Below are 22,126 nucleotides of genomic sequence, written 5' to 3'. Positions count from 1 at the left end.
AAGGCGGATTGCGCGAAGATGCCCGCATGATCGCCGTTTCCGTCCTCGACCTCGCCCCCATCGCCGAAGGCAGCGATGCCGCCACTGCGCTGCGCCACGCGCTCGACCTCGCGCAGCACGCCGAACGCTGGGGCTACCGCCGCTACTGGCTCGCCGAACACCACAACATGGCGGGGCTCGCCTGCTCGGCCACTGCCGTGCTGATCGGCCACATCGCGGGTGGCACCTCGACCATCCGCGTCGGCTCCGGCGGGGTGATGCTGCCGAACCATGCGCCGCTGGTCGTGGCGGAACAGTTCGGCACGCTGGCCACGCTCTACCCCGGCCGCATCGACCTCGGCCTCGGCCGCGCTCCCGGCACCGACCAGGCCACGGCGCGGGCGCTGCGCCGCCATCTGCACAGCAGCGACGAGGACAGTTTTCCACAGGACGTGATGGAGCTGGCCCGCTACCTCGGCGAGCCCGACGCCAGCCAGAGCGTGCGCGCCATCCCCGGCACGGGCACGCACGTGCCGATCTGGCTGCTCGGATCGTCGCTCTACGGGGCGCAACTGGCGGCCTACCTGGGCCGTCCGTTTTCCTTCGCCTCGCATTTTGCGCCGGACATGCTGATGCAGGCACTGGACATCTACCGCAGCACCTACCGCCCGTCCACCAGTTATCCACAGCCCTACGCCATGGTCGGCACCAACGTGATCGCCGCCGACACCGATGCCGAGGCACAGAAGTTGTTCACATCGATCCAGCAGCGCTTCCTCGGCATGGTGCGCAACCAGCGTGGTCCGCTGCCCCCGCCTGTGGATAACATGGACGTGCTGTGGAGCCCGGTCGAGCGGCGGCAGGTCGAGCGGATGCTGTCGGTGGCGGTGGTCGGCTCGCCCGCGACGGTGACGGACGGCCTGCGCGCCCTGGTCGAGCGCACCGGCGCGGACGAACTCATCATCGCCGGCGCCACGCACGACCACGCGGCGCGGCTGCGCTCCTACGAGCTGATCGCGCAGTGCGCCGCCATGTGAGGCCGGCCGTCAGACCTTGACCGGCACGTCCTCGATCCGCTCGTAGACCGGCAGGCCGCGCGCCCGGGCGCGCGCCACGTCCTGATCGGCGCCACGCGATGCACCCGGGATGCGCAGCACCGCGTCGCAGCGCGACAGCAGCCGCTCCGCCACCGGGTACTGGTACTGGTGGAACACCGCGTCGCCGTGTTCACGCCCGCCCGCGGCATGGATGATCGGCAGCGCCACCCACTCCCCGATCATCGCCAGGTGCCCGCGCTCGTACAGCGGCAGCGCGGTGGCTTCCATGCGGGCCATGTTGGCGGCGATGCGCTGCGGGTCACCGTCGGTGCCGGAGAGGTAGGGGCCGGCGATCAGGATCAGCAGCGTGCGGTCGGTGGTGTTCGGAAGGGTTGCGGTGGTGGTCATCGTGCAGACTCGTGCATGAATGTGGATGTTCATGCAATCTACTATCATCGCGGCACCATGTCCACGACCTTGCTCACCCGCCAGCGCCAGCAGTTCATCCTCCAGCGACTCGCCCGCGACGGCCAGGTCGTCGCCAAGGTGCTGAGCGAGGAGCTGCAGATCTCTGAAGACACGATCCGCCGCGACCTGCGCGAACTTGCACGCGAGGGGCGTCTGCAGCGTGTGCATGGTGGCGCGCTGCCGGCGTCGGCGGCGATCGGTGACATGGCGGTGCGCCGGCAGGTGGCGCCGGATGCGAAGCAGGCGCTGGCGCGGCGGGCGGCGGCGCTGGTCCAGCCGGGGCAGGTGGTGCTGCTAGACGGCGGCACGACCACGACGGCGCTGGCCCGCGCCCTGCCGCCCGACCTGCATGCCACCGTCGTCACGCACAGCCCGACCATCGCCGTCGAACTCGGCGAGCGCGGCGACCACCCGCACATCGAGGTCATCCTGCTCGGCGGGCGCCTGTTCAAGCACTCGATGGTCACGGTCGGCGCGACCACGATCGAGGCCGTGCGCCATGTCCGCGCCGACCTCTACTTCATGGGCGTCACCGGCATCCACGCCGAGGCGGGGCTGAGCACGGGCGACTTCGAGGAAGCGGCGATCAAGCGTGCCTTGCACGAACGTGCAGCCGAGACGGTGGTGATGGCGTCGCCGGAGAAGCTCGGGGCGGCGTCGGCGTATGTGATCGCGCCGGCCGCCGAGATCGCCACGCTCATCGTGGCGGCGGACACGCCAGCGGCGAATGTGGCGGGGTTGGAGGCGCTGGGGGTCGAGGTGCTGCGGGCGGTCCCTCTCCCCCCCTGCTTCTCGGCCTGCCCTTTTGGTGGGGCTTTTCCCGGGGCTCGCCCTGGGCAGGGCGCCCGCGGGCGGGGGATCTTCTTCGCATTCTCGGGGGGGGGCTCTGCCATCGACATCCCAGCGACATCGTGGCCCGCGTGATCGCCGAGCCGTTGTCCAAGGTGCTGGGCCAGCCGGTGGTGGACAACAAGCCCGACGCGGGCGGCCATATCGTCGGCGAGAGGGTCAAGGATGCGATGAAGGTCGAGATGACCCACGTGCCCTACCGCGGCGGCGCACCGATGACCACTGACCTGATCTCGGGCCAGATCCGCGCGCTCGCGGCGACGACGCCGACCCGCTCGCCGCTGCTGCCCGAGGTGCCGACGGTGACCGAGCGGCTGGCGCGCGCGCTGGCGGAGATCGAGTCCGACCCCACCATCGTCAAGCGCTTCACCGAACTCGGCATCACGCCGCGCAAGGCCACGCCGGCCGAATTCACCGCCTTCGTGGCCAAGCAGGTGGCGGACTGGCAGCCGGCGATCAAGGCGGCGGATCTGAGGCCTTGAGGGTGGGGCGGCAGCTCAGCCGCCCCCCGCCTCCGCCTTGAACATCGCCTTGATCCCCCGCACCGCCTGCCGGATGCGGCTCTCGTTCTCGATCAGCGCGAACCGCACATGGTCATCGCCGTGGTCGCCGAAGCCGATGCCCGGCGACACGCAGACCTTGGCCTTCTCCATCAGCCGCTTGGCGAATTCCAGCGAGCCGAGGTGGGCATAGCGCTCGGGGATCTTCGCCCAGATGTACATCGACGCCTTCGGGCATTCCACCGGCCAGCCGGCGTCGCACAGGCCCTTGACGAGCACGTCGCGGCGCTTCTGGTAGGTCGCGGCGATGTCCTTGACGCACTGCTGGTCGCCCTCCAGCGCGGCGACGGCGGCAACCTGCAGCGGCGTGAACGTGCCGTAGTCGTGGTAGCTCTTGATGCGCGCCAGCGCGGCGACGAGGTCCGGGTTGCCGACCATGAAGCCGATGCGCCAGCCGGCCATGTTGTAGCTCTTGCTCAGCGTGAAGAACTCGACCGCGATGTCCTTGGCGCCCGGCACCTGCATGATCGACGGCGCCTTCCAGCCGTCGAAGCAGATGTCGGCGTAGGCCAGGTCGTGCACGACGAGGATGTCGTGTTTCTTCGCCAGCGCGATGACCCGCTCGAAGAACTCCAGCTCGACACACTGCGCCGTCGGGTTGCTCGGGAAGCCGAGGATCATCATCTTCGGCTTCGGGTAGCTGCCGCGAATCGCCTTCTCCAGTTCGGCGAAGAAGTCCACCCCCGGCACATTCGGCACCGAGCGGATGTCCGCCCCGGCGATCACCGCACCGTAGATGTGGATCGGGTAGCTCGGGTCGGGCACCAGCACCGTGTCGCCGCGGTCGAGTGTCGCGAGCATCAGGTGCGCCAGCCCTTCCTTGGAGCCGATGGTGACGATGGCTTCGCTGTCCGGGTCGATGTCGACGGCGTAGCGGTCCTTGTACCAGTGCGAGATCGCGCGGCGCAGGCGCGGGATGCCCTTGCTGGTCGAGTAGCCGTGGGTGTCGGGGCGCTGGGCGACCTCGGTGAGCTTGGCGACGATGTGCGCGGGGGTGGCGCCGTCGGGGTTGCCCATGCTGAGGTCGATGATGTCCTCGCCACGGCGGCGCGCGGCGAGCTTCAGCTCGGCCGTGATGTTGAAGACGTAGGGGGGAAGACGGTCGATGCGCGCAAAGCGGCGCTTGCCCGAAGAGGAGGCGGGGGAAGACATTGGCAGTGGCTTTCACGTGAGCGCCCGGAACCGTCCGAGCGACGTTGGCTGCTGGGCAGCCGGGGGCCATGTTAGCAGCCCCCCCCCCCCCGGAGCCGGGCGTGGTCGCCACGGTGCCGCCGATCCGACCCTGCCACCACCGCCGCCCCGCCCCCCCCCCGCCGCCCCCCCCCCCCACCCCCCCCCCCCCCGCCCCCCCCCCCCCCCCCCCCCCCCGACCCCCCCACCCCCCCGCCCCCCCCCCCACCCCCCCCGCCCCCCCCGCCCCCCCCCCCCCCCCCCCCCCCCCCCCCCGCCCCCCCCCCCCCCCCCCCCCCCCCCCCCCCCCCACCCGCCCCGCCGCCCCCCCCGCCCCCCCCCCCCACCCGCCCCCCCCCCCCCCCACCCAGCCCCCCCCCCCCCACCCCCCCCCCCCCCCCCCCCCCCCCCAGGCCACCACCCCCCCCCCCCCCCCCCCCCCCCCCCCCCCCACCCCCCCCCCCCCCCCGCGCCACGCCACCGCCCCCCCCCCCCCACAGGGCGCCCCCCCCCCCGCCCCCCCCCCCCCCCCCCCCCCCGCCCCCGCCCCCCCCCCCCCCCCCCCCCCCCGCGCCCCCCCCCCCACCCCCCCACCCCCCCCCCCACCCCCCCCGCCCCCCCCCCCCACCCCCCCCCCCCCCACACCCCAGCCCCCCCCCCCCCCCAGGGCGCCACCCCCCCCCCCACCCACCCCCAACCCCAGCCCCCACCCCCCCCCCCGGCGCCCCCCCCCCCACCCACCCCCCCACACCCCCCCCCCACCCCCCCCCCACCCCCCCCCCCCCCCCACCACCGCCGCCCCCCCCCCCCCCCCGCCCCCCCCCCCCCCCACCCCCCCCCCCACCCGCCCCCCCCCCCCCCCCCCCCCGCCCCCCCCCCCCCCCCCCCGCCCCCACGCCCCCCCCCCCCCCCCCCCCCGCCCCCCCCCCCCCCCCCACCCCCAACCCCAACACACCCCAGCCACCCCCCCACCCCCCCCCCCCCCCCAGGTCAGCGCACGTGGTGGCTCGGCGCCGGCTTGTACACCGGCGTCGGAATGCCCTCCATGCGCGCCTTCAGCTGGAGCGACAGGAACTGCGAGTAGTGGCGCGACTGGTGCAGGTTGCCGCCATGTATCCACAGGTTATCCACAGGCGTCGGCTTCCACATGTTGCGCAGCTCGCCCTCCCACGGCCCCGGATCCTTCGTCGTCGCCGAGCCCAGGCCCCAGCATTTGCCCACCCGGTCCGCCACTTCCGGCGAGACCAGGTCGGCCAGCCAGTGGTTCATCGAGCCGTAGCCGGTGGCGTAGACCAGCAGGTCGCAGGGCAGCTCGCTGCCGTCGGTCAGCGTCACCGAGGTCGGATTGACGCGGGCGATGTCCACGCGGCTGCGCAGGTGGACGCTGCCGTTGGCGATCAGCTCGCTGGCGCCCACGTCGATGTAGTAGCCCGAGCCGCGGCGCAGGTACTTCATGAACAGGCCCGAGCCGTCCTCGCCGAAGTCGAGCATGAAGCCGGCTTCCTCCAGGCGGCGGTAGAGGTCGGCGTCGCGCTTCTTCATCTCCGCGTACACGGGGATGTGGAAGGTGTGCATGATCTTGTACGGCACCGAGGCGAAGACCAGGTCCGCCGTGTGGTGGTCGATGCCGCTGGCCACCGCCTGCTCCGAGTACAGCCCGCCCAGCGCCAGCTCCATCAGCGAGTCCGACGGCGCGATGTGCGTGGACGAGCGCTGCACCATGGTCACGTCGGCGCCGTTCTCCCACAGGTCAGCGCAGATGTCGTGCGCCGAGTTGTTCGAGCCGAGCACGACCGCCTTCTTGCCGCGCCAGGCGTCGCCGCCGGGGTGCTTGCTGGAGTGGTGCTGCTGGCCGAGGAAGGTCTCGGCGCCGGGGATCTTCGGCACGTTCGCATACCCCGACACGCCCAGCGCGAACACGAGCTGCTTCGGCCGCAGCGTCACCGGCTGGCCGTCGCGCACGACGCGCACCTCCCAGCGCTGCGTGTCCTCGTCCCAGCGTGCCTTCTCGGCGACGGTGCTGCTCCAGTAGTTCAGCTCCATCACCTTGGTGTACATCTCCAGCCAGTCGCCGACCTTGTCCTTGGGGCAGAACACCGGCCAGTCGTCCGGGAACGGCAGGTAGGGCATGTGGTCGTACCAGACCGGGTCGTGCAGGCACAGGCTCTTGTAGCGGTTGCGCCAGGAATCGCCGGCGCGGGGGTTCTTCTCGATGATGATCGTCGGCACGCCCAGCCGCCGCAGCCGCGCACCCAGTCCGATGCCGCCCTGCCCGCCGCCGATGACGACGACCTCGGGCTGCTCGGTGTAGCCGAGCGAGGCGGCTTCGCGCTGCCGGGCTTCCTGCCAGGTTTCCCGGCCGGCATGCACGCCGTGCTCGGCGCCCTTGATGCGGCGCGGGCCCTTCTTCTCCTCATGGCCCTTCAGCTCGACCATCGTGGTCAGGAAGGTCCACCCCTGCCCGTTCATGAGCCGCAGGTGCCCCAGGCCGCGCGCCACGGCAGTCTCGAAGGTGAACCACGCCTCGGTGATGCCGCCGGCTTCGGTGGCGTCGCCCTTGAGCTGGAAGTTCGAGGGCTGCACATCGGCCAGCCGGGCGGCCAGCATCTCGCGGATCGCGTCGCGGCCTTCCTCGGTGCGGAGGTTCCAGGTGAAGCTGACGAGGTCGCGCCAGTAGCTGTCCTCGCCGAACAGCGCGGCGGCGGTGTCGGCTTGTCCGGCGGTGAGCGCGGCGTCGAGGCGGGCGAGCCAGTCGGCCGCGTGCTGCGTGGGCGTGGGGGTGGTCGTGGTGACGGTGTCCGTCGAGGTCATGGGCTTGTCTCCGTTCTGGTGGGTCGGAGACAGGCTTTGCGCAAGGGCTGTGCCCGCCCGGGGTGCTGCGCCGCAGCATGGCGCAAGTGCTTGATGGCGCTGGGTTTTCCGCTGGCGACCGGCCGTTGCCACCGGTCCGCTCTGGCGGTGACACCTGTCACGGCGAGACAGGTGCACCGCGGGGGCTGTGACAGGTGATCGGGCGCCGCTCAGTGCGTCAGCGGCCCCGCGTCGTCCAGCGGCGAGGCGATCCCGAAGCGCTTCATCCGCCGGTACAGCGTCATGCGCGAGCAGCCCAGCGTGCGCGCCACCGCCGACACGTTCCAGCGCGCCGCCCGCAGCGCCTGCAGCAGCCGGTCGGCGTCCTCGTCCGGTGTCGGCACGGGGGTCACCGCCACGGACGGTTCACGCCGCCCCGCCGTCAGCGCATCCGGCAGGTCGTCCAGCCGCACCACGTCGTCGTTGCAGACCGTGCGCGCGTAGTCGATCGCGTTGTGCAGCTCGCGCAGGTTGCCGGGCCAGCCGTGGCGGTGCAGCGCGGCGCGGGCATCGGCGCTCAGGCGCGGCGGCGCGGCCGGGCGGGTGGCGTCGGCGAGCAGGCGGTCGATCAGCCAGTCGAGGTCTTCCCGCTCCCGCAGCGGCGGCAGCGTGAACAGCGCGCCGTTGAGCCGGTAGTACAGATCCTCGCGGAACCGCCCCTCGCGCACCATCGCCTCCAGCGGGCAATGGGTGGCGGCGATCACGCGCAGGTTCACCGGCACCGGCCGCGTCGCGCCGATCGGCAGCACCTCGCGCTCGGCCAGCACCCGCAGCAGCCGCGCCTGCAGCCCGCGCGGCATGTCGCCGATCTCGTCGAGGAAGAGCGTGCCGCCGTCGGCCTCCTGGATCAGCCCGCGCTTGCCGCGTGGCCCGGCGCCGGAGAAGCTACCCGCGAGGTGGCCGAACAGCTCGCTCTCGATCAGCGTCTCGGGGATGGCGGCGCAGTTCACCGCGACGAAGGGGCCGGCGCGGCGCTGGCTGCTCTGGTGCAGCGCCTTGGCGAAGAACTCCTTGCCGCTGCCGGTCTCGCCGGTGACGAGCAGGCTCACGGGGCTGTTGACGAGCCGGGCGGCGCGGGCGATCTGGCGGTCCAGTGCGGTGTCGCCGCCCGAGAGCGCCTGCAGCGGCGGCGGCACGGGTTGTTCGACGGGCAGCGGCCGGCGCGGTGTGGTGTCCACCGCAGGCGACCAGGGTGTGCTGACTGGCGCGGGCGTCACGCTCAGGAACAGCCGGTGCCGACCACCGGCACGCAGCACCGCCCGCTGCTCGACCGCCCGGCCCGTCATGAAACGCCCCAGCTCGCCCAGCGACACGTCCAGCAGCCGGCCCAGCGGTTGCCCGATCAGCGTGGACATGGCCCCCGACACCGGCTCGAACAGCCGCTGCGCCCGCCGGTTGTGGCCGATCACGCGCCCGCTGCTGTCGAGCGCCAGCAGGTAGTCGGGGCTCACGTCGAGGAACTGCGGCGCCTCGCTCAGCCGCAGCACCCAGTCGCGGCGGTGGCGGTGCAGGAAGGCTGCGTTCTCCACCTGCTGCGCACAGGCCTTGACCAGTTGCAGCGCCAGGTGCTGGCTCTCCTTGGGCTGGTGGCTGCTGAGCTGCGAGATGTCGAGCACGGCGTTGAGCTGGCCGCGGGTGTCGTAGACCGGCGCGCTGGTGCAGGTCAGCGGGATGTGCGTGGCGTCGAAGTGGTCGTCGAGGTGGACGGTGAGCGCCTCGCCCGTGCTCAGGCAGGTGCCGACGCCGCAGGTGCCCGCGTGCGCCTCGCTCCAGTCGGCGCCGAGGTAAAGCCCCGCCTTGCGCAGGCTCGGCTCCAGCACGAGGTCGCCGAGGAAGTCCACCGTCACCCCGCGCGCGTCCGTCAGCAGCACGACATAGCCCAGCCCGGCGACCTGTTGATACAGCGCCTCCAGCCCGTGGCGGGCGATGTGCAGGAAGGCGTCCATCTGCTCCTGGTGCTCGCGCAGCCGGGCCTGCGGCAGGATGACCGCCTCCTGCATGCGCGTCGGGTCGAGCCGGTGTTCGTGGACGCAGCGCTGCCAGCTCGCGCGGATGATGGCGTCGTGGCGGGCGGCGGCTGGCGCCGTGAGGCCAGCGTCGGCCACTTGCATCACGGTGGCGATGTGGGCACGCTGCGAAGGCGCGGCGACCAGGGCGTGGGGCGGCATGGTGGACTCCGGCAGGCGGGGCGACAGGGTCAGCGACAGACCCTGACTGTGTCGCACCAGACCTGGCTTGGCGAGCCGTGAATACGCGCACGGAACCAGGGCGCAGGCGCGTCCAGCCCACGCAGGGCGTCTTGGAACGAAGATGTCAACCTTGCTGATGTGACGTTGCCCCTGCCTTTGCCTTTGCTCCTTGCCCTTGCCTTGACGTGATTCGCATGAACGCTGTCCGCATCGTGGTCCTGTTCCTCGTGTTCGGCACGACCTGGATCCTGGTCTCCGACCGGGCCATCGGGCTGTTCACGCAGGACGCGGAGATGCTCTCGACGATCCAGTCCTTCAAGGGCCTGCTGTTCGTCGGGCTGAGCGGCTTGCTGATCTACTGGCTGGTCCACCGCGCGGCACGGGCCCAGGCGGCGCTGGAGGCCGAAGCGGTCCGGCAGCGTGACCACTTGGCCGGCATCCTGGACGTCAACCCGGCGGTGCTGTATTCGCTGCGCCCGGCGCCACCCTCCGGCGTGCTCACCATCGACTTCGTGGGCCACAACGTCGAGAAGGTCACCGGCTACTCCGTGGCGCAGTGGCTGTCGACGCCGGACCTGTGGAAGAGCCACCTCCACCCCGAAGACCATGAGCGTGTCCACCAGGCGCAGCGCACGCTGATGGCCACCGGCTCGGTGCGGCACGAATACCGCCTCCTGCACGCGGATGGCCAGTACCGCTGGATCAACGACAGCGTGGTGGTGGTGCGCGACGCGGCGGGCGCGATCACCAACCTGACCGGCGCCTGGCTGGACGTGACCGATCGCCGGCAGGCCGAAGAGCGCGCGCGCCTGATCGAGCAGGTGTTCGAATCGAGCCAGGAAGGCATCTTCATCACCGACGAGCGGTCGTGCATCCTGTCGATCAACCGCGCCTTCACCCGGATCACGGGCTACACGCTGGACGAGGCGCTGGGCAAGACGCCGGCGCTGCTCAAGTCCGGGCGGCAGGATGGCGCCTTCTATGGGGCGATGTGGGCCCAGATCCATGCCGAGGGCCACTGGGATGGCGAGATCTGGAACCGCCGCAAGTCCGGCGAGGTGTATCCCGAGTGGCTCACCATCAACGCGATCCGCGACGACCGGGGCCACGTCCGCCAGTACCTCGGCATCTTCACCGAGACCTCCAGCCGCAAGGCGGCCGAGGAGCGCATCCTGCGGCTGGCCAACTACGATGCGCTGACCGACCTGCCCAATCGGACCCTGCTGGCCGACCGTGCGCGGGTGGCGCTGTCGACCGCTGGCCGGCAGCGCACGCCGCTGACCGTCATGCACCTGAATGTGGACCACTTCGGCCGCATCAACGAATCCCTCGGCCATGAGGTCGGCGACCAGGTGCTGCGCGAGGTGGCGCAGCGGCTCCTGTGCATGCTGCGGACCGATGACACCGTGTGCCGCCTCGGTGGTGACGACTTCATCCTGCTGCTGCCCAACACCTCGGCGCGAGATGCCGCCGCGCTCAGCCTGCGCCTGATGGCGACCGTGGCCGAGCCGATGACCGTGAGCAGCCATGTGTTGCGCCTGACCGCCAGCGTGGGCGTGGCCGAATACCCGGACAACGGCTCCGACCTGGCCCGGCTGACGCAGGCGGCGGAATCGGCCGTGCACCAGGCCAAGCGCGAGGGCCGCAACACGGTGCGCTTCTTCTCGTCGGACCTGCAGGAGCAGGTGCAGGACGCGATGCTGCTGGCGCGCGACCTGCGCTGGGCGCTGGAGCGGGAACAGCTCGTGCTGCACTACCAGCCCAAGGTGGACGCTCTCACGCAGCGCATCGTCGGCGCCGAGGCCCTGATCCGCTGGCAGCACCCGACGCGGGGCCTCGTGCCGCCGTCGCGCTTCATCCCGATTGCGGAGGAGTCGGGGCTGATCCAGGAGATCGGCACCTGGGTGATCCGCCAGGCGCTGGCGCAGACTGCCGCATGGCAGGCGGCGGGGCTGCCGGTCGTGCCGGTGGCGGTGAACCTGTCGGTGGTGCAGTTCCGCCACCCGGGGCTGCGCGACATCCTGACCGAGGCGCTGCGCGACAGCGGCCTGCCGGCGGCGATGCTGGAGCTGGAGCTGACCGAGAGCGTGGCGATGGAGGACTCGACCTTCACCATCACCACCATTGCCGGCCTGAAGCAGCTCGGCGTGACGCTGTCGATCGACGACTTCGGCACCGGCTACTCCTCGCTCAGCTACCTGAAGCGCTTCGCCGTGGACAAGCTCAAGATCGACCAGTCCTTCGTGCGTGGCCTGAACCACGACCCGCAGGACGAGGCCCTGGTCACCACCGTCATCAGCCTGGCGCGCAGCCTCGGGCTGACCACCGTCGGCGAAGGGGTCGAGACGGCCGCACAGCGCGAGTTCCTGCGCCGCAACGGCTGCAACGAGCTGCAGGGCTACCTGTTCAGCCGCCCGGTGCCGGCAGAGGCGTTCGCGGCATTGCTGCGCACCTCCGTCGAGGTGGTGCCCGGCATCGCCTGAAGGGGGCGAGCTGCGCGGTCGGGTACCACGGCGCCTCGGCCAGGAAGCGATGCCCGTCACCGAACAGATGCGGGTGCGCCGTCAGGCCATCGAGGACGTGCTTGCCCACCCCGAGTGGGCGCCGGCCGATGCGATCCGCCACCTGAAGGCGACCATGCGCCTGACGAGCGTCGAGCTGGCGCGGCTGGCGAAGGTGTCGCCCCGCACGGTGCAGGACATCGAACAGGGCCGCAGCGAGGGCACGGTGCAGACGATGAACCGGCTGCTCGGTGTCGTCGGGTTGAAGCTCGGCGTGGTGCGGCGGGTGCCGGTGGATCAGCGCGGGGACTGAGCCCGCCGTTCGGCTAGACCACTGCCTCTGGCCAATACCCGATAGAAGAATTTCCGAACTGAGGACTTGTCGCCCGCGCCCGCCAAGGCACCTGAGGGAGAGAAGGAGGGAGCGAAGGGGCAAGCCTCGACCCTGCACGCCGCGGCGGTGAAGCCTGACCGGCGTGTGGGGCTGGCCCCTTGCGGAACGGCATGACGCGCACCATCGGTCGGTCAGTCGGTCGCATTCGGGGGTCGCGGGCGGTATCGACGCGCGCGACAGGCTGCCTTCAGGGCTCGAACGCCCCACCACACCCGTGGCAGCTTGCGCCTCTGGGTCGCCGGTGTCGTGGTTCCCGCTCTACCGGCGTGGGTGGCCCGCGCGCCGAGCCGGGACGCGCACAGGGGGCGACAAGTCCGTGGAAGAGAACCCCTGTGGCGTGACGTGCAGACGCGCGGGCGCCGACGAGCGCCCCGAGGAAGTCAGGGGGCGCGCGGAGTCGGTCGGTCCGTGGAGGGCGGGGGTCAGCGCAGGCGGGGAGGACGGAGGTGCCAGCGGTCGAGGGCGATGACGCGGAAGGTGCGTTCACGCAGGGCGAGGCGGCGCAGCCAGCCCGGGCGCAGGCGGGCGAAGGTGGGGAGAAAGCGGGTGTCAGCCATGAATGGCTCCAGTCAACAGGTCTCGAACCTGCCTCCCTCCCTGCCAAGAGAGGGTGGCAGACCGTGCGGGTTGGCAGACCGGGACTGGGACCGGCAGGGGTTGCCCCCTCCCGCACGGCCCGCCATAGACGTAGCCATGCACGCAGCTCACGCCGTATAGACGTGAAAAAGCCGCGTGAGGCGCGGCTTGGACTGCGCCAGTTCAACCGGGCTGCCAAGCCCGTGCTCGCAGTGTGTGCGAGCGGGGCGAATGCTACACCAGCCGCGAGGTGTTCGGCCGGGTCGGTCGCATAGACTGCCGACTGGTCAAAAAAGCGTAGAAATCGAACATGCCGACACTGCACTGGGTAGGAAAAGAGAAGGTAGTCAACCACCACCATGACGTGCCGTTTCGCGTGCTCGACAAGGTATCGACGTTCCGGGCGTCTGAGGGATTGCCGGTCAACAGCACCGACAACCGGATCATCCACGGCGACAACCTCGAAGCCCTGAAGAGCCTGCTGCCCGAGTTCGAGGGCCGGGTGAAATGCATCTACATCGATCCGCCCTACAACACGGGCAATGAAGGCTGGGTCTACAACGACGCCGTCAATGACCCGAAGATGAAGCGTTGGCTTGGTCAAGTCGTGGGCAAGGAAGGCGAGGATCTGTCACGGCACGACAAGTGGCTGTGCATGATGTATCCGCGGCTGAAGCTGCTACATCGATTGTTGTCTCCTGACGGGAGCTTGTGGGTATCACTCGACGACAACGAGAGCCATTATTTCAAGTGTGTTTGCGACGAGATATTCGGCCGCGAAAATTTCATCATGGATTTCATTTGGCGTAAGCGCGATGGAGCGCCCAATGACCGGACAGTTGGATCAGTGCATGAGCATGTTTTTGTATGGGCTAAATCTAGGCGTGCGGGGTCTTCCCAGACTGTGGCGGAAGAGCAGTTCAATTTGATGCCGAGAACGGAAAAAGCCGACGCACAATATAAGGTATTCGCTGAACCGAATGGACCAGATGAGCGCGGAGCATTTCGAAAAATTGATACGACCGCGAATGGAAAAGGCGGCAGGTATGTCGAAAGCCTATATTTTCCAATCAGAAACCCATACACCCAAGAAGACGTGTATCCAAGGGCGGGTACCTGCTGGCGGCACAATCGAGAAGAAATGGAGCGACTGCAAAATGAGCGCCGCCTCTATTGGGGTGTGAAGGGAACAGCTACAACGCCAATGCGAAAGCTTTTCGCTTTTGAAGCAAAGCAGGGTATGACAACACCCTCTATTTGGGAAGATGTTGGTCTTAATCAACATGCTTCAAGCGAGTTGGAGCAAATGTTTGGGAAGAAGGCTCATTTCGATACGCCAAAGCCGACATCATTACTAGAGCGCATCGTTCAAATTGCAACGTTCAAGGACTCTATTGTTCTTGATTCATTTGCCGGTTCAGGCACCACTGGGCATGCAGTGATAAAAATAAATGCGAATGATGGAGGCACGCGGAAATTCGTGATGATTGAAAGTCAGGATTATGCTGAAACCACAACTGCCGAACGCATTCGTACAGCAATTCGCGGATATGGTGTTCCTGGAAAAATAGTTGCCGGCCTCGGCGGAGGCTTCGACTTCTACACCGTCGGCGAGCCGATGTTTCTGCCGGATCAGAACCTCAATGAAGCTGTCGGCACCGAAGCCATTCGCGGTTACGTGGCCTACAGCGAGGGCATCCCACCCGACCAGCGCACCACGCCCGAGAACCCGCACACCCCGTACCTGCTCGGCCTGAACCGCGACACGGCGTGGATCTTCCACTACGAACCCGACCGCGCCACCAGCCTGGACATGGATTTCCTGTCGAGCCTGCGTTTCGGCGGCGAGACCGGCGCCACCCGCCCGGGCACAGTGGTCATCTACGCAGACCGCTGCCTCGTGTCCCCAGACCTGATGCGCCGTTACGGCATCGTGTTCAAGAAAATCCCGCGTGACATCACCCGGTTCTGAGCCCTCGAAGGAGCCACCCATGCCCGTCATCTCGATGTTCTACGGCATCATCATCCGGCTGTACCTGCTGGACAACCAGCACCACAACCTGCCCCACATCCACGCCCGTTACGCGGAGTTCGAGGCCTCGCTGGGCATCGCCGAAGGCGACGTACTGGCCGGCGCACTGCCGCGCAAGCAGCTCCGTCTCGTGCAAGCGTGGATCGAGTTGCACCGCGACGAACTGATGGCCGATTGGGAATTGGCGGCCAGCGGTGAACTCCCCTACAAGATCGACCCGTTGTGAGTGAGGTGTGCCATGCACTGGGATGTGAAGCTCGTCAAGCCGCTGCCGGAATACCGCCTGTACGTAGAAATCGAGGACGGCCGGCGCGGCATCTTCGACATGAAGCCGTATCTGGATCGCGGCGTATTCCGTGAACTCAAGGACGAGCGCTACTTCAGGCGCGTCGGCATCCTCTACGGCGCCGTGACTTGGCCCCATGAACAGGACATCGCCCCCGAAATACTGCTGGCCGAGATGACGCCAGTGCAGGAAGACACGCCCACATGGAACTGAAGGACTACCAAGACCGCGTGTTGCGCGACCTGGGCGACTACCTCGACGTGCTCGACCGCACGCCCAATCTCGCACTGGCTTTTCAGGAGCACTGGGCCGAAAAGGGCGTGCGGGTCAGCAGCGTCGGCAGCCAAGCCGGCATGGCACCTTACAAAAACACCGTTCCCGGTGTCCCTCATGTTTGCGCGAAGGTGCCAACCGCTGGCGGCAAAACCTTCATCGCCGTGAATGCGCTGGACACCATTTTCACGGCGCTGTCCAAACGCCGCCCCCGGCGACCGAAGCTGGTGGTGTGGCTGGTGCCGTCATTGACCATCCTCGACCAGACCGTGAAGGCACTGGCCATCCCCGAGCATCCCTACCGGCGCCGGCTCGATCAGTTGTTCCAGCACCGGGTGGCGGGTACGTATTCAGCCCCCCGGCATTGACAACATCGTCAAGCCGGTGAAGTCCGGGTAGCGCGCGGAGCGAGCGAGGCGGAGAGTGCTGGGATGGACCAACCCGAAGCCCCTGGCCGTGAGGCCACCGCAGTGCCGAACAAGCCCGAGACGCTGGAGCAATGCCACGCGGTGATCGAGCAGATGGGGCAGGAGCTGGCGAAGCTGCGCGAGCAGGTCAGTGCGCTGCTGGACAAGAAGCTGAACTCACGCAACTCGTCGAAGCCGCCATCGTCGGACGGGCCGGGGGACAGCGGCAACCGGGCACAACGCCGGACCAGCGGCCGGGTGCGGGGCGCGCAGCCTGGGCACAAGGGCACGTACCGGGCGCTGCTGGCGGAGTCCGAGGTGGACGTGATCCACGACTGCCCGCCGCCTGCGGCATGCGAGTGTGGCGGTCCGGTGGCGGCGGGGCGGCCGATACGGCACCAGGTGTTCGACGTGCCGGCACAGGTGAAGGCCGAGGTGCAGGAGTACCGGCTGTACCACGGGGTGTGCGGGCACTGCCGCAAGACACACGCATCGGTGTTGCCGGCGGGGGTGCCGCGCGGACAGATCGGGCCGAGGGCGCTGGCCCTGGTGGGGCTGCTGGGCACGGCGTACCACCTGACGCAGCCCAAGATCCGGGATCTGCTGGCGCAGGTGCTGGGGGTGCGGTTCAGCGTGGGGGCGATCTCGCAGGCGCACGGGCTGGTGGCGCAGGCGTTGAAGGAGCCGGTGCAGGCGGCGGTGAAGACGCTGGCCGCAGCGCCGGTGGTGCATGTGGACGAGACCAGCTACGCGCGAGAAGGCGCGGGGCGGCACTGGGTGTGGACGGTGACGCAGCCCAAGCTGGTGGTGTACCAGCTCTGGTCTTCGCGGGCGCGCTACGTGGCCAAGGAGATGCTGGGCGAGAGCCCGAAGGCCAAGCTGGTCACGGACCGCTATGCGGTGTACGACTGGGTGGACGCCGCGCAGCGGCAGGTGTGCTGGGCGCACCTGCTGCGGGACTTCACGCGCATCAGTCAACGTGCGGGGCAGGCCGGACGGATCGGGCGCCGACTGCTGGGGCTGGGCTATGTGCTGTTCCGGCGCTGGCACCGCAAGGACCAGCAGGTCGCCGCGCAGATGGCGCAGGTGCAGCACCACGTGCGCCGGGCGCTGGAGCGCGGCATCGCCGGCGCCTGCCAGCGCACCGCACTGACCTGCGCCAACGTGCTCAAGCTCTGGCCGGCGCTGTGGACGTTCGTGAGCGACGCGGCCGTGCCGCCGACCAACAACGCCGCCGAGCAGGCGCTGCGCACCATCGTGCTCAAGCGCAAGATCTCGGGGCTGACGAGATCACGCCGGGGCGAGGAGTTCATCGCCCGGGGCTACACGGTGGTGGAGAGCTGCAAGCGCCAGGGCCGTGATGCGCTGGCGTATCTGCGTCAGGCGATGCAGGCGCACTTCACCGGTGGTCTGGCGCCCTCGCTGGTGCCCTCGGGCTGAGTGCGTGGCCGCAGGCTCGGTCCTGCGGTCCTTCAGGTCATCTTCGAACTCGCGCTGCGTCCTTCTCGACGCGGCGTGCCCAGGGCTTTGCGGGTGTCAATACCGGGGGGCTGAATACGTACGGGTGGCGGTATATGAAAAACGCGACCTCCTCATGGGCGCCGGGTTTTCGAACGACACCGCGCAGGTGCAACTGTCCATCGTGGTCATGAGCTTCGATTCCCTGCGGGCGAAGAACAAGGAAGACCGCAAGATCTACCAGGAGAACGGCAACCTCGCGTCGTTCCTCCTGCCCGCACAAGCACAAGACGACCCGAGCGACTGGCTGCTGCCCGAACACGATCCTTCTGCGCTCATCAACGTGATTCGGCGACTGCGGCCCGTGGTGGTGGTGGATGAGAGCCACAACGCGGAAAGCCAGTTGTCCGTGGAGATGCTCACCAACCTGAACCCGGATTTCATCCTCGACCTGACCGCCACACCGCGCCAGAACAGCAACATCATCAGCTACGTGGACGCACTGGCGCTCAAGAAGCAGCACATGGTGAAACTGCCGGTGATCGTCGCCAACCGCAGCAACAAGGCCGAGGTGATCGAGGCGGCGCTGATGATGCGCCGGCAACTTGAAGACATTGCCATTCAGCAAGAACAGGCGGGCGGCAAGTACATCCGGCCCATCGTGCTGTTCCAAGCCCAGCCGCGCACCGCAGACGACAACACCACGTTCGAGAAGATCCGGGAAGCCCTGATCGCGCTGAAAGTCCCGAAAGAACACATCCGCATCAAGACGGCCAATCTGAACGAACTCAAGACGGATGACCTGATGAGCCGGGACTGCCCGGTGCGCTACATCATCACCGTCAATGCGCTGAAGGAAGGCTGGGATTGCCCGTTCGCCTACGTGCTGGCATCGCTGGCGGACAAGACCTCAGCGGTGGACGTGGAACAGATTCTCGGCCGGGTGCTGCGCATGCCGCATGTGCATCAGCACGGCCATGAGCTGCTGAACCTGTCCTATGTGTTCACGGCCAGCAGCCGTTTCATGGACACGCTACAGAACGTGGTGAAGGGGCTCAACCGCGCTGGGTTCACAAGCAAGGACTACCGCGCCGTCGAAGTCGCACCGCCATCTGTGCAGGCCGTGGCGCCGATGGGGAAACAACTTCCCCTGGACGGATGGGGCTCACCCGCCGGCACCGGCGGCGCCACCGCCACCACAGAAGACGAACTCGACGTGAGCAGTGTTTCACCTGACTGGGAGGCCACGGCGACCGCTGGGACGGTCGCACCGTCCACCAGTGAAGTCCGCCAAGGTGCCGATTCAGGTGCCCCACCAGAACCCGCATCGGCGGGGGTCGCCTTCGTCGCCAACGTCACCGCCCAAGCCTTGGCCGAAAACCGAGCATTCGAAGCCCAGGCGCAGAACCAAACTGACGCGGTTCCACCCGAACTGGAAGACAAGATGAACCGCCACAAGATCAAGGACATCTTCCAGAACGAGGCCCTGACCGTGCGCCTGCCCCAGTTCTTCATCAAGGTGGAGAACGGCGGATTCTTCGATTCGGACGAGCCCTTCCAGTTGTTCGAGCGCGAGGAGTTGCTGAAGGAGTTCCGGCTGTCGCAGTGCGATGCAACCATGTCGTTCGAGGATGTCGAAACCGAGGTCTATCGCATCGATCTGGAGCAATTGGGTCAAAAGGTATGGAAGCGGCCAGCTTGCTGGAGACCCGCGAGTGGAACAAAATAAACTGGGCGCGGCCCGAACAGAGTGGAAATAGCGGCCAAGACCGTGGCGCAGCACGTCAAGGCGTTGTAGTGAGCGACGGCCAGCCTCAAGCAGACAACTGAGGAGGTGCGGCGGGCGCAAGGCGGCCAACACTGGACGCTAACGTCGGCAGGCATGTCGGCCATCTATACTTGTGAGGTCTATCGGCCGAGGATTTATTAACTGGCTGGCTCAACGCCACAGGTGCAGAAACTCACTGGACGCAAAGCGGTGGCGAAACCTGAAGCCGCGATCAGCCAGACGCCTCAAGCGCCTCGACAAGGCTGGCTCCGCAGCTATCTGGCCGCGCCGCCAGCACCGTGGAAAATGGGCGACAGGAGAACTGCTTCGGTGGGCATCCGTGACCAAACGGGGCGGATGTTGATTCACCTGATCAAAGTCGGAACGCGGAATCCGCTGGCCTAAACTCAAGCGGAGAACGCCAAGGCACGGACATGTACGTCAGGCCAACAGAGCGAAACCAATGCGAAGGCTTAGTGTTAATTTAGACTGACCTCTAACCGGAGCCCGTTGGCGGATATTACGACGACTACAACAGCGTCACCGAGACTAACCGGACAACACTCAGGGCGTGGGTGGTGCCGACAGCGCTGAAGCCGAGCTGGCCACAAGTGCTGATGTTATAGCCAGGAGTGCGGCGGCGACCCCAACAGCGCCGACTGGCAACACTTTTTGCGGCGGCTGGCGAAAGCTGACCAATGCCAAGCCTTCGCTTTGAGAACCCTATCGTTGTAACGATCCACATGCTAAGCCCTCGACAAGCACGGGCAAGGTAAGCCCCCGGCCTGGCGAGCTGAGGCTGGCCGACTTCTTCCGCCGGTTCGAGAACAAGCAGGGCCAACACCGAGCGGCAAGGCCCTATTGAAGCCGCTCAAACGACCCCGAGCACGGGAAACGGGCGCGACCTGGTCGAACGCTACAGCCCGGCTTAAAGCGCTCTATGCGCCTTTGGCCCGCGATCTGTGGACCGTGATCAAGGCCGATTACGCGGTCAGCGTGGACGCGGTATTTTATTGACCCGCGCCTGAGCAGATCAGGCAGGCCATCCTGAACATGAACCTTCCGGAGCTACCGACCTGAGCAGGCCATGAAGCCGGCTTCGTGGCCCTGGTGAAGGCTAATCATGTCGCCCGGTATTGAGCGCTATGAGACGAATGAAGCCCGTAGCCGCAGCAACAGGCGGCTGAAACGCCGGAAAAAGGCCCAAACCGTGCAGCAGTGGCGCCGTTCCGGGGTGTTTGCGGCGCGGCCTGCTTTCTCCACTGGCGAAACCGGGGCGCCATCAGGCGACTTTGAAGCGCTACCGCTGGGAGCAGGCGGCATGGTGCGACATCAGGTATACGAGCTGAGAACTTTGGGCGCCTTTCATGCCAGTTTTTATCGGTTTTTTTCTTGTTTTTTCGCGCGCGCACGGAATATACAACCCTTTATCCGTGCGGGTTTACGCGTTTTGGCGTTCGAACTCTCCTTTTCGGGTTTTAATTCCTTTTTCGGGTTTGTCTCCTTTTTCCGGGTGCTATCACAATCTCCGTGTTCTATTCCGTGGGAAATCGCCCAACTCTGATCATTAACGTGGGCGGTCTTGAAGTGGGAGAAACGACCAACGAAACCGCTTGCTTGTACAGCGAGCTGCAACGCAACAACCTAGACCGCCTTGAAGAGCCGCTGGGCGGAAGCGATGAATAACGCCTAACCCACCGCAGCTCACGGCGGCAGCAGGAAAAGCGCGTGTTAAGCGTGGGCCGTCGTCACGCTGGACGATCGCCAGTATCTCAGCAGAAGTACTAACCGGATCTGCGATGGACTGCGCCAGGGGTTCAGGCTGACAACAGCACAACCCCGAGCAGTTGCAGGGCGCAGCTGAGGCCCTCCACAACCGCTCAATCACGCTACGAGCAGCGCACAAGCGCAACAACAGCCGCTGCCGCCGACCGGTACGCCACGCTGGATGAGCCAAATGCAAACCGGGAAGCTCGTTCCGACTGCCTGGTGACCGAAAGCTACCGCATCTAACCGGACAGCTCAATTCCTGGGCTACCAGCTACAGCAGGCCCGGCGCGTTCAGGTCGACTAAACGGCGGCTTCTGGAGCACCGACGCCGATCCTGGGCAGAAGACCAGTACACATTGAGACTTTGCGGCCTCTATGGAGGCGAACATAACGCCAGGCCGACTTCTCCAACTGCGCACCGAAGATGATCGAGCCGCTGTCAAGGAACTCACCGAAAAAGACGGCACAGCTGAGATTCAGTGGAAAAAGCGGTCGAGCAGGCCGCAAAGTGAAATCGTTACGGTTCCGCTTTCTGTACGCAACCCACAAGGGCCTGTTCAATGAAAAACGCTGAACTCACTGCAGCTCAAGCAAGAATGAGTCATACTGGGTACGGTATCAACGACGCAGAGATTAACTTTCTGGCTTACTTCGAGATGCTGGGACAAAGCCTATGCTTGCTAAGCGATCTACGAAGAGAACCAGACCAAGCCATCAAAGCCATTCATTCGGCCTACCAGAACCACCTTGTACGCCAAGCGAGCTTCAACACGAAGACGACTACCCCAACGACCTAGACACGATTAAACACATCGCCTCTCCCGAACCCGCCGCCGTTATTGAGTTCGCACCTGGGTTGGGCAGTGCCCCCACTTCTGGTAACCATTCATCGAAGCCGAGTACATCTTCCGATGATCTCGACTACGCGCTATCACGGTCGAATGGCATCACAACGGCTGTTGCCGCCGGCTACAAGATTCGGCACTCCGGCAGCTGCCTTTTCGGTCACTTGTCTGTCAATTGAGCATTTGAAGTCATCTGGTCTCAGAACTGGGCCTTGAAACTACCACTTATAAACAAGAAAAACGCGTCCTCTGCCAAGAGCGAGCGTTCCGTCGACATCCGTCCTCTTTCCTCAGATGTCGCCGTGCCTGGATGTTCACCGTTATGGCGGAAATACAGCTTGCGCCGAATATCCTCCGTTGCGCCAACTGGCATTGTGATAGTGCTGTTCAAACGCTTGGTATCAAGATCAAACGATTGGAAATGGCGATCCATCGATTCATCTCCTATTCGACTGCGGCACCCCAATACCGCCAGTGGGAAAAAGGGCGGACTTCATATAAACCAAACAGCGCCCGGTCGCGGTCGTTGTTCAACGTATCCGCAAACCGCACGATTCCACCAAAGTCGACACACGCCGATTCCGTTTCTTCTCCTGCTGAACCTCGATCCTTTGCGGCACGTGTCGTCGCTCCTTGTGCAAATGTCCCAGGCCTTGAGCGCCTGTCGTTGCTTGCTAATTTTCGCTTTTACCAGCGCCTTCAATCGTTCCTCTT

At 66.8% G+C, this 22,126-nt stretch carries 18 protein-coding genes; 13 read left to right on the top strand and 5 right to left on the bottom strand.

Annotated features, from left to right (window positions below):
• Nucleotides 1–26 precede the first annotated feature (26 nt).
• Complete coding sequence (locus U5O44_RS11145) at nucleotides 27–1,016, top strand: LLM class flavin-dependent oxidoreductase (protein WP_322588548.1); 990 nt, start codon at nucleotides 27–29, stop codon at nucleotides 1,014–1,016.
• A 9-nt stretch (nucleotides 1,017–1,025) separates the two neighbouring features.
• Here the strand turns inward: U5O44_RS11145 and U5O44_RS11140 are convergent, their stop codons facing one another.
• The gene (locus U5O44_RS11140) at nucleotides 1,026–1,424 is read right to left on the bottom strand and encodes a DUF4406 domain-containing protein (RefSeq protein WP_322588547.1); all 399 of its coding nucleotides are present in this window, start codon (nucleotides 1,422–1,424) and stop codon (nucleotides 1,026–1,028) included.
• 57 nt (nucleotides 1,425–1,481) lie between these two features.
• On the opposite strand from U5O44_RS11140, the gene U5O44_RS11135 reads away from it, so the two are divergent.
• Together U5O44_RS11135 and U5O44_RS11130 are read left to right on the top strand one after the other, a co-directional pair.
• Nucleotides 1,482–2,408, top strand: a complete 927-nt coding sequence (locus tag U5O44_RS11135; RefSeq protein ID WP_322588546.1) for a DeoR/GlpR family DNA-binding transcription regulator — start codon at nucleotides 1,482–1,484, stop codon at nucleotides 2,406–2,408.
• Nucleotides 2,396–2,815, top strand: a complete 420-nt coding sequence (locus U5O44_RS11130; RefSeq protein WP_322588545.1) for a Bug family tripartite tricarboxylate transporter substrate binding protein — start codon at nucleotides 2,396–2,398, stop codon at nucleotides 2,813–2,815. The genes U5O44_RS11135 and U5O44_RS11130 overlap by 13 nt, the downstream gene beginning before the upstream one ends.
• A 15-nt stretch (nucleotides 2,816–2,830) precedes the next feature.
• On the opposite strand, the gene alaC is transcribed toward U5O44_RS11130, so the two are convergent.
• The 3 genes from alaC to U5O44_RS11115 form a co-directional block, all read right to left on the bottom strand.
• Nucleotides 2,831–4,045: an alanine transaminase gene (alaC, locus tag U5O44_RS11125; RefSeq protein ID WP_322588544.1), complete on the bottom strand. Its 1,215-nt coding sequence runs from the start codon at nucleotides 4,043–4,045 to the stop codon at nucleotides 2,831–2,833.
• Nucleotides 4,046–5,053: 1,008 nt separating this feature from the next.
• The gene (locus U5O44_RS11120; RefSeq protein ID WP_322588543.1) at nucleotides 5,054–6,874 is read right to left on the bottom strand and encodes an NAD(P)/FAD-dependent oxidoreductase; all 1,821 of its coding nucleotides are present in this window, start codon (nucleotides 6,872–6,874) and stop codon (nucleotides 5,054–5,056) included.
• A gap of 209 nt (nucleotides 6,875–7,083) precedes the next feature.
• Nucleotides 7,084–9,081: a sigma-54-dependent Fis family transcriptional regulator gene (locus tag U5O44_RS11115; protein ID WP_416222168.1), complete on the bottom strand. Its 1,998-nt coding sequence runs from the start codon at nucleotides 9,079–9,081 to the stop codon at nucleotides 7,084–7,086.
• A 215-nt stretch (nucleotides 9,082–9,296) separates the two neighbouring features.
• On the opposite strand from U5O44_RS11115, the gene U5O44_RS11110 reads away from it, so the two are divergent.
• A complete protein-coding gene (locus U5O44_RS11110; RefSeq protein WP_322588542.1) occupies nucleotides 9,297–11,585 on the top strand; it encodes a putative bifunctional diguanylate cyclase/phosphodiesterase in 2,289 nt (762 codons plus the stop codon).
• 49 nt (nucleotides 11,586–11,634) lie between these two features.
• The gene (locus U5O44_RS11105) at nucleotides 11,635–11,916 is read left to right on the top strand and encodes a helix-turn-helix domain-containing protein (protein WP_322588541.1); all 282 of its coding nucleotides are present in this window, start codon (nucleotides 11,635–11,637) and stop codon (nucleotides 11,914–11,916) included.
• A gap of 503 nt (nucleotides 11,917–12,419) precedes the next feature.
• Here the strand turns inward: U5O44_RS11105 and U5O44_RS11100 are convergent.
• Nucleotides 12,420–12,554: a hypothetical protein gene (locus U5O44_RS11100; protein WP_322588540.1), complete on the bottom strand. Its 135-nt coding sequence runs from the start codon at nucleotides 12,552–12,554 to the stop codon at nucleotides 12,420–12,422.
• 329 nt (nucleotides 12,555–12,883) lie between these two features.
• Here U5O44_RS11100 and U5O44_RS11095 point away from each other — a divergent pair, with 329 nt between their 5' ends.
• The 8 genes from U5O44_RS11095 to U5O44_RS11060 form a co-directional block, all read left to right on the top strand.
• Complete coding sequence (locus U5O44_RS11095; protein WP_322588539.1) at nucleotides 12,884–14,545, top strand: site-specific DNA-methyltransferase; 1,662 nt, start codon at nucleotides 12,884–12,886, stop codon at nucleotides 14,543–14,545.
• 19 nt (nucleotides 14,546–14,564) lie between these two features.
• Nucleotides 14,565–14,831, top strand: a complete 267-nt coding sequence (locus U5O44_RS11090; protein WP_322588538.1) for a DUF4160 domain-containing protein — start codon at nucleotides 14,565–14,567, stop codon at nucleotides 14,829–14,831.
• 12 nt (nucleotides 14,832–14,843) lie between these two features.
• Nucleotides 14,844–15,104 carry a DUF2442 domain-containing protein gene (locus U5O44_RS11085; protein WP_322588537.1) on the top strand — a complete coding sequence of 87 codons (261 nt, stop codon included), beginning with the start codon at nucleotides 14,844–14,846 and terminating at the stop codon, nucleotides 15,102–15,104.
• A complete protein-coding gene (locus U5O44_RS11080; RefSeq protein WP_322588536.1) occupies nucleotides 15,095–15,532 on the top strand; it encodes a DEAD/DEAH box helicase family protein in 438 nt (145 codons plus the stop codon). The genes U5O44_RS11085 and U5O44_RS11080 overlap by 10 nt, the downstream gene beginning before the upstream one ends.
• A gap of 63 nt (nucleotides 15,533–15,595) precedes the next feature.
• Nucleotides 15,596–17,011: an IS66 family transposase gene (gene tnpC / locus U5O44_RS11075; RefSeq protein ID WP_322586439.1), complete on the top strand. Its 1,416-nt coding sequence runs from the start codon at nucleotides 15,596–15,598 to the stop codon at nucleotides 17,009–17,011.
• 124 nt (nucleotides 17,012–17,135) lie between these two features.
• Entirely contained in the window at nucleotides 17,136–18,758 is a 1,623-nt protein-coding gene (locus tag U5O44_RS11070) for a DEAD/DEAH box helicase (protein ID WP_322588535.1), read from the top strand.
• Between the two features lie 1,162 nt (nucleotides 18,759–19,920).
• Nucleotides 19,921–20,361: a hypothetical protein gene (locus U5O44_RS11065; protein ID WP_322588534.1), complete on the top strand. Its 441-nt coding sequence runs from the start codon at nucleotides 19,921–19,923 to the stop codon at nucleotides 20,359–20,361.
• 1,361 nt (nucleotides 20,362–21,722) lie between these two features.
• Nucleotides 21,723–22,126: hypothetical protein (locus tag U5O44_RS11060; protein WP_322588533.1), on the top strand; the 404-nt coding region annotated here is incomplete at its 3' end.

Source organism: Sphaerotilus sp., assembly GCF_034519685.1.
Classification (GTDB): Bacteria; Pseudomonadota; Gammaproteobacteria; order Burkholderiales; family Burkholderiaceae_C; genus Sphaerotilus.
This window is presented reverse-complemented; position numbering and strand designations above follow the sequence as displayed.

Excerpts from the sequence above, each read along its gene's own strand:
- U5O44_RS11145 (WP_322588548.1), top strand. The coding sequence starts at position 27 with ATGATCGCCGTTTCCGTCCTCGACCTCGCCCCCATCGCCGAAGGCAGC.
- U5O44_RS11120 (WP_322588543.1), bottom strand. The coding sequence starts at position 6,874 with ATGACCTCGACGGACACCGTCACCACGACCACCCCCACGCCCACGCAG.
- tnpC (WP_322586439.1), top strand. The coding sequence starts at position 15,596 with ATGGACCAACCCGAAGCCCCTGGCCGTGAGGCCACCGCAGTGCCGAAC.
- U5O44_RS11100 (WP_322588540.1), bottom strand. The coding sequence starts at position 12,554 with ATGGCTGACACCCGCTTTCTCCCCACCTTCGCCCGCCTGCGCCCGGGC.
- U5O44_RS11140 (WP_322588547.1), bottom strand. The coding sequence starts at position 1,424 with ATGACCACCACCGCAACCCTTCCGAACACCACCGACCGCACGCTGCTG.
- alaC (WP_322588544.1), bottom strand. The coding sequence starts at position 4,045 with ATGTCTTCCCCCGCCTCCTCTTCGGGCAAGCGCCGCTTTGCGCGCATC.
- U5O44_RS11135 (WP_322588546.1), top strand. The coding sequence starts at position 1,482 with ATGTCCACGACCTTGCTCACCCGCCAGCGCCAGCAGTTCATCCTCCAG.
- U5O44_RS11065 (WP_322588534.1), top strand. The coding sequence starts at position 19,921 with ATGTCGCCCGGTATTGAGCGCTATGAGACGAATGAAGCCCGTAGCCGC.
- U5O44_RS11085 (WP_322588537.1), top strand. The coding sequence starts at position 14,844 with ATGCACTGGGATGTGAAGCTCGTCAAGCCGCTGCCGGAATACCGCCTG.
- U5O44_RS11095 (WP_322588539.1), top strand. The coding sequence starts at position 12,884 with ATGCCGACACTGCACTGGGTAGGAAAAGAGAAGGTAGTCAACCACCAC.
- U5O44_RS11105 (WP_322588541.1), top strand. The coding sequence starts at position 11,635 with ATGCCCGTCACCGAACAGATGCGGGTGCGCCGTCAGGCCATCGAGGAC.
- U5O44_RS11090 (WP_322588538.1), top strand. The coding sequence starts at position 14,565 with ATGCCCGTCATCTCGATGTTCTACGGCATCATCATCCGGCTGTACCTG.
- U5O44_RS11110 (WP_322588542.1), top strand. The coding sequence starts at position 9,297 with ATGAACGCTGTCCGCATCGTGGTCCTGTTCCTCGTGTTCGGCACGACC.
- U5O44_RS11080 (WP_322588536.1), top strand. The coding sequence starts at position 15,095 with ATGGAACTGAAGGACTACCAAGACCGCGTGTTGCGCGACCTGGGCGAC.
- U5O44_RS11115 (WP_416222168.1), bottom strand. The coding sequence starts at position 9,081 with ATGCCGCCCCACGCCCTGGTCGCCGCGCCTTCGCAGCGTGCCCACATC.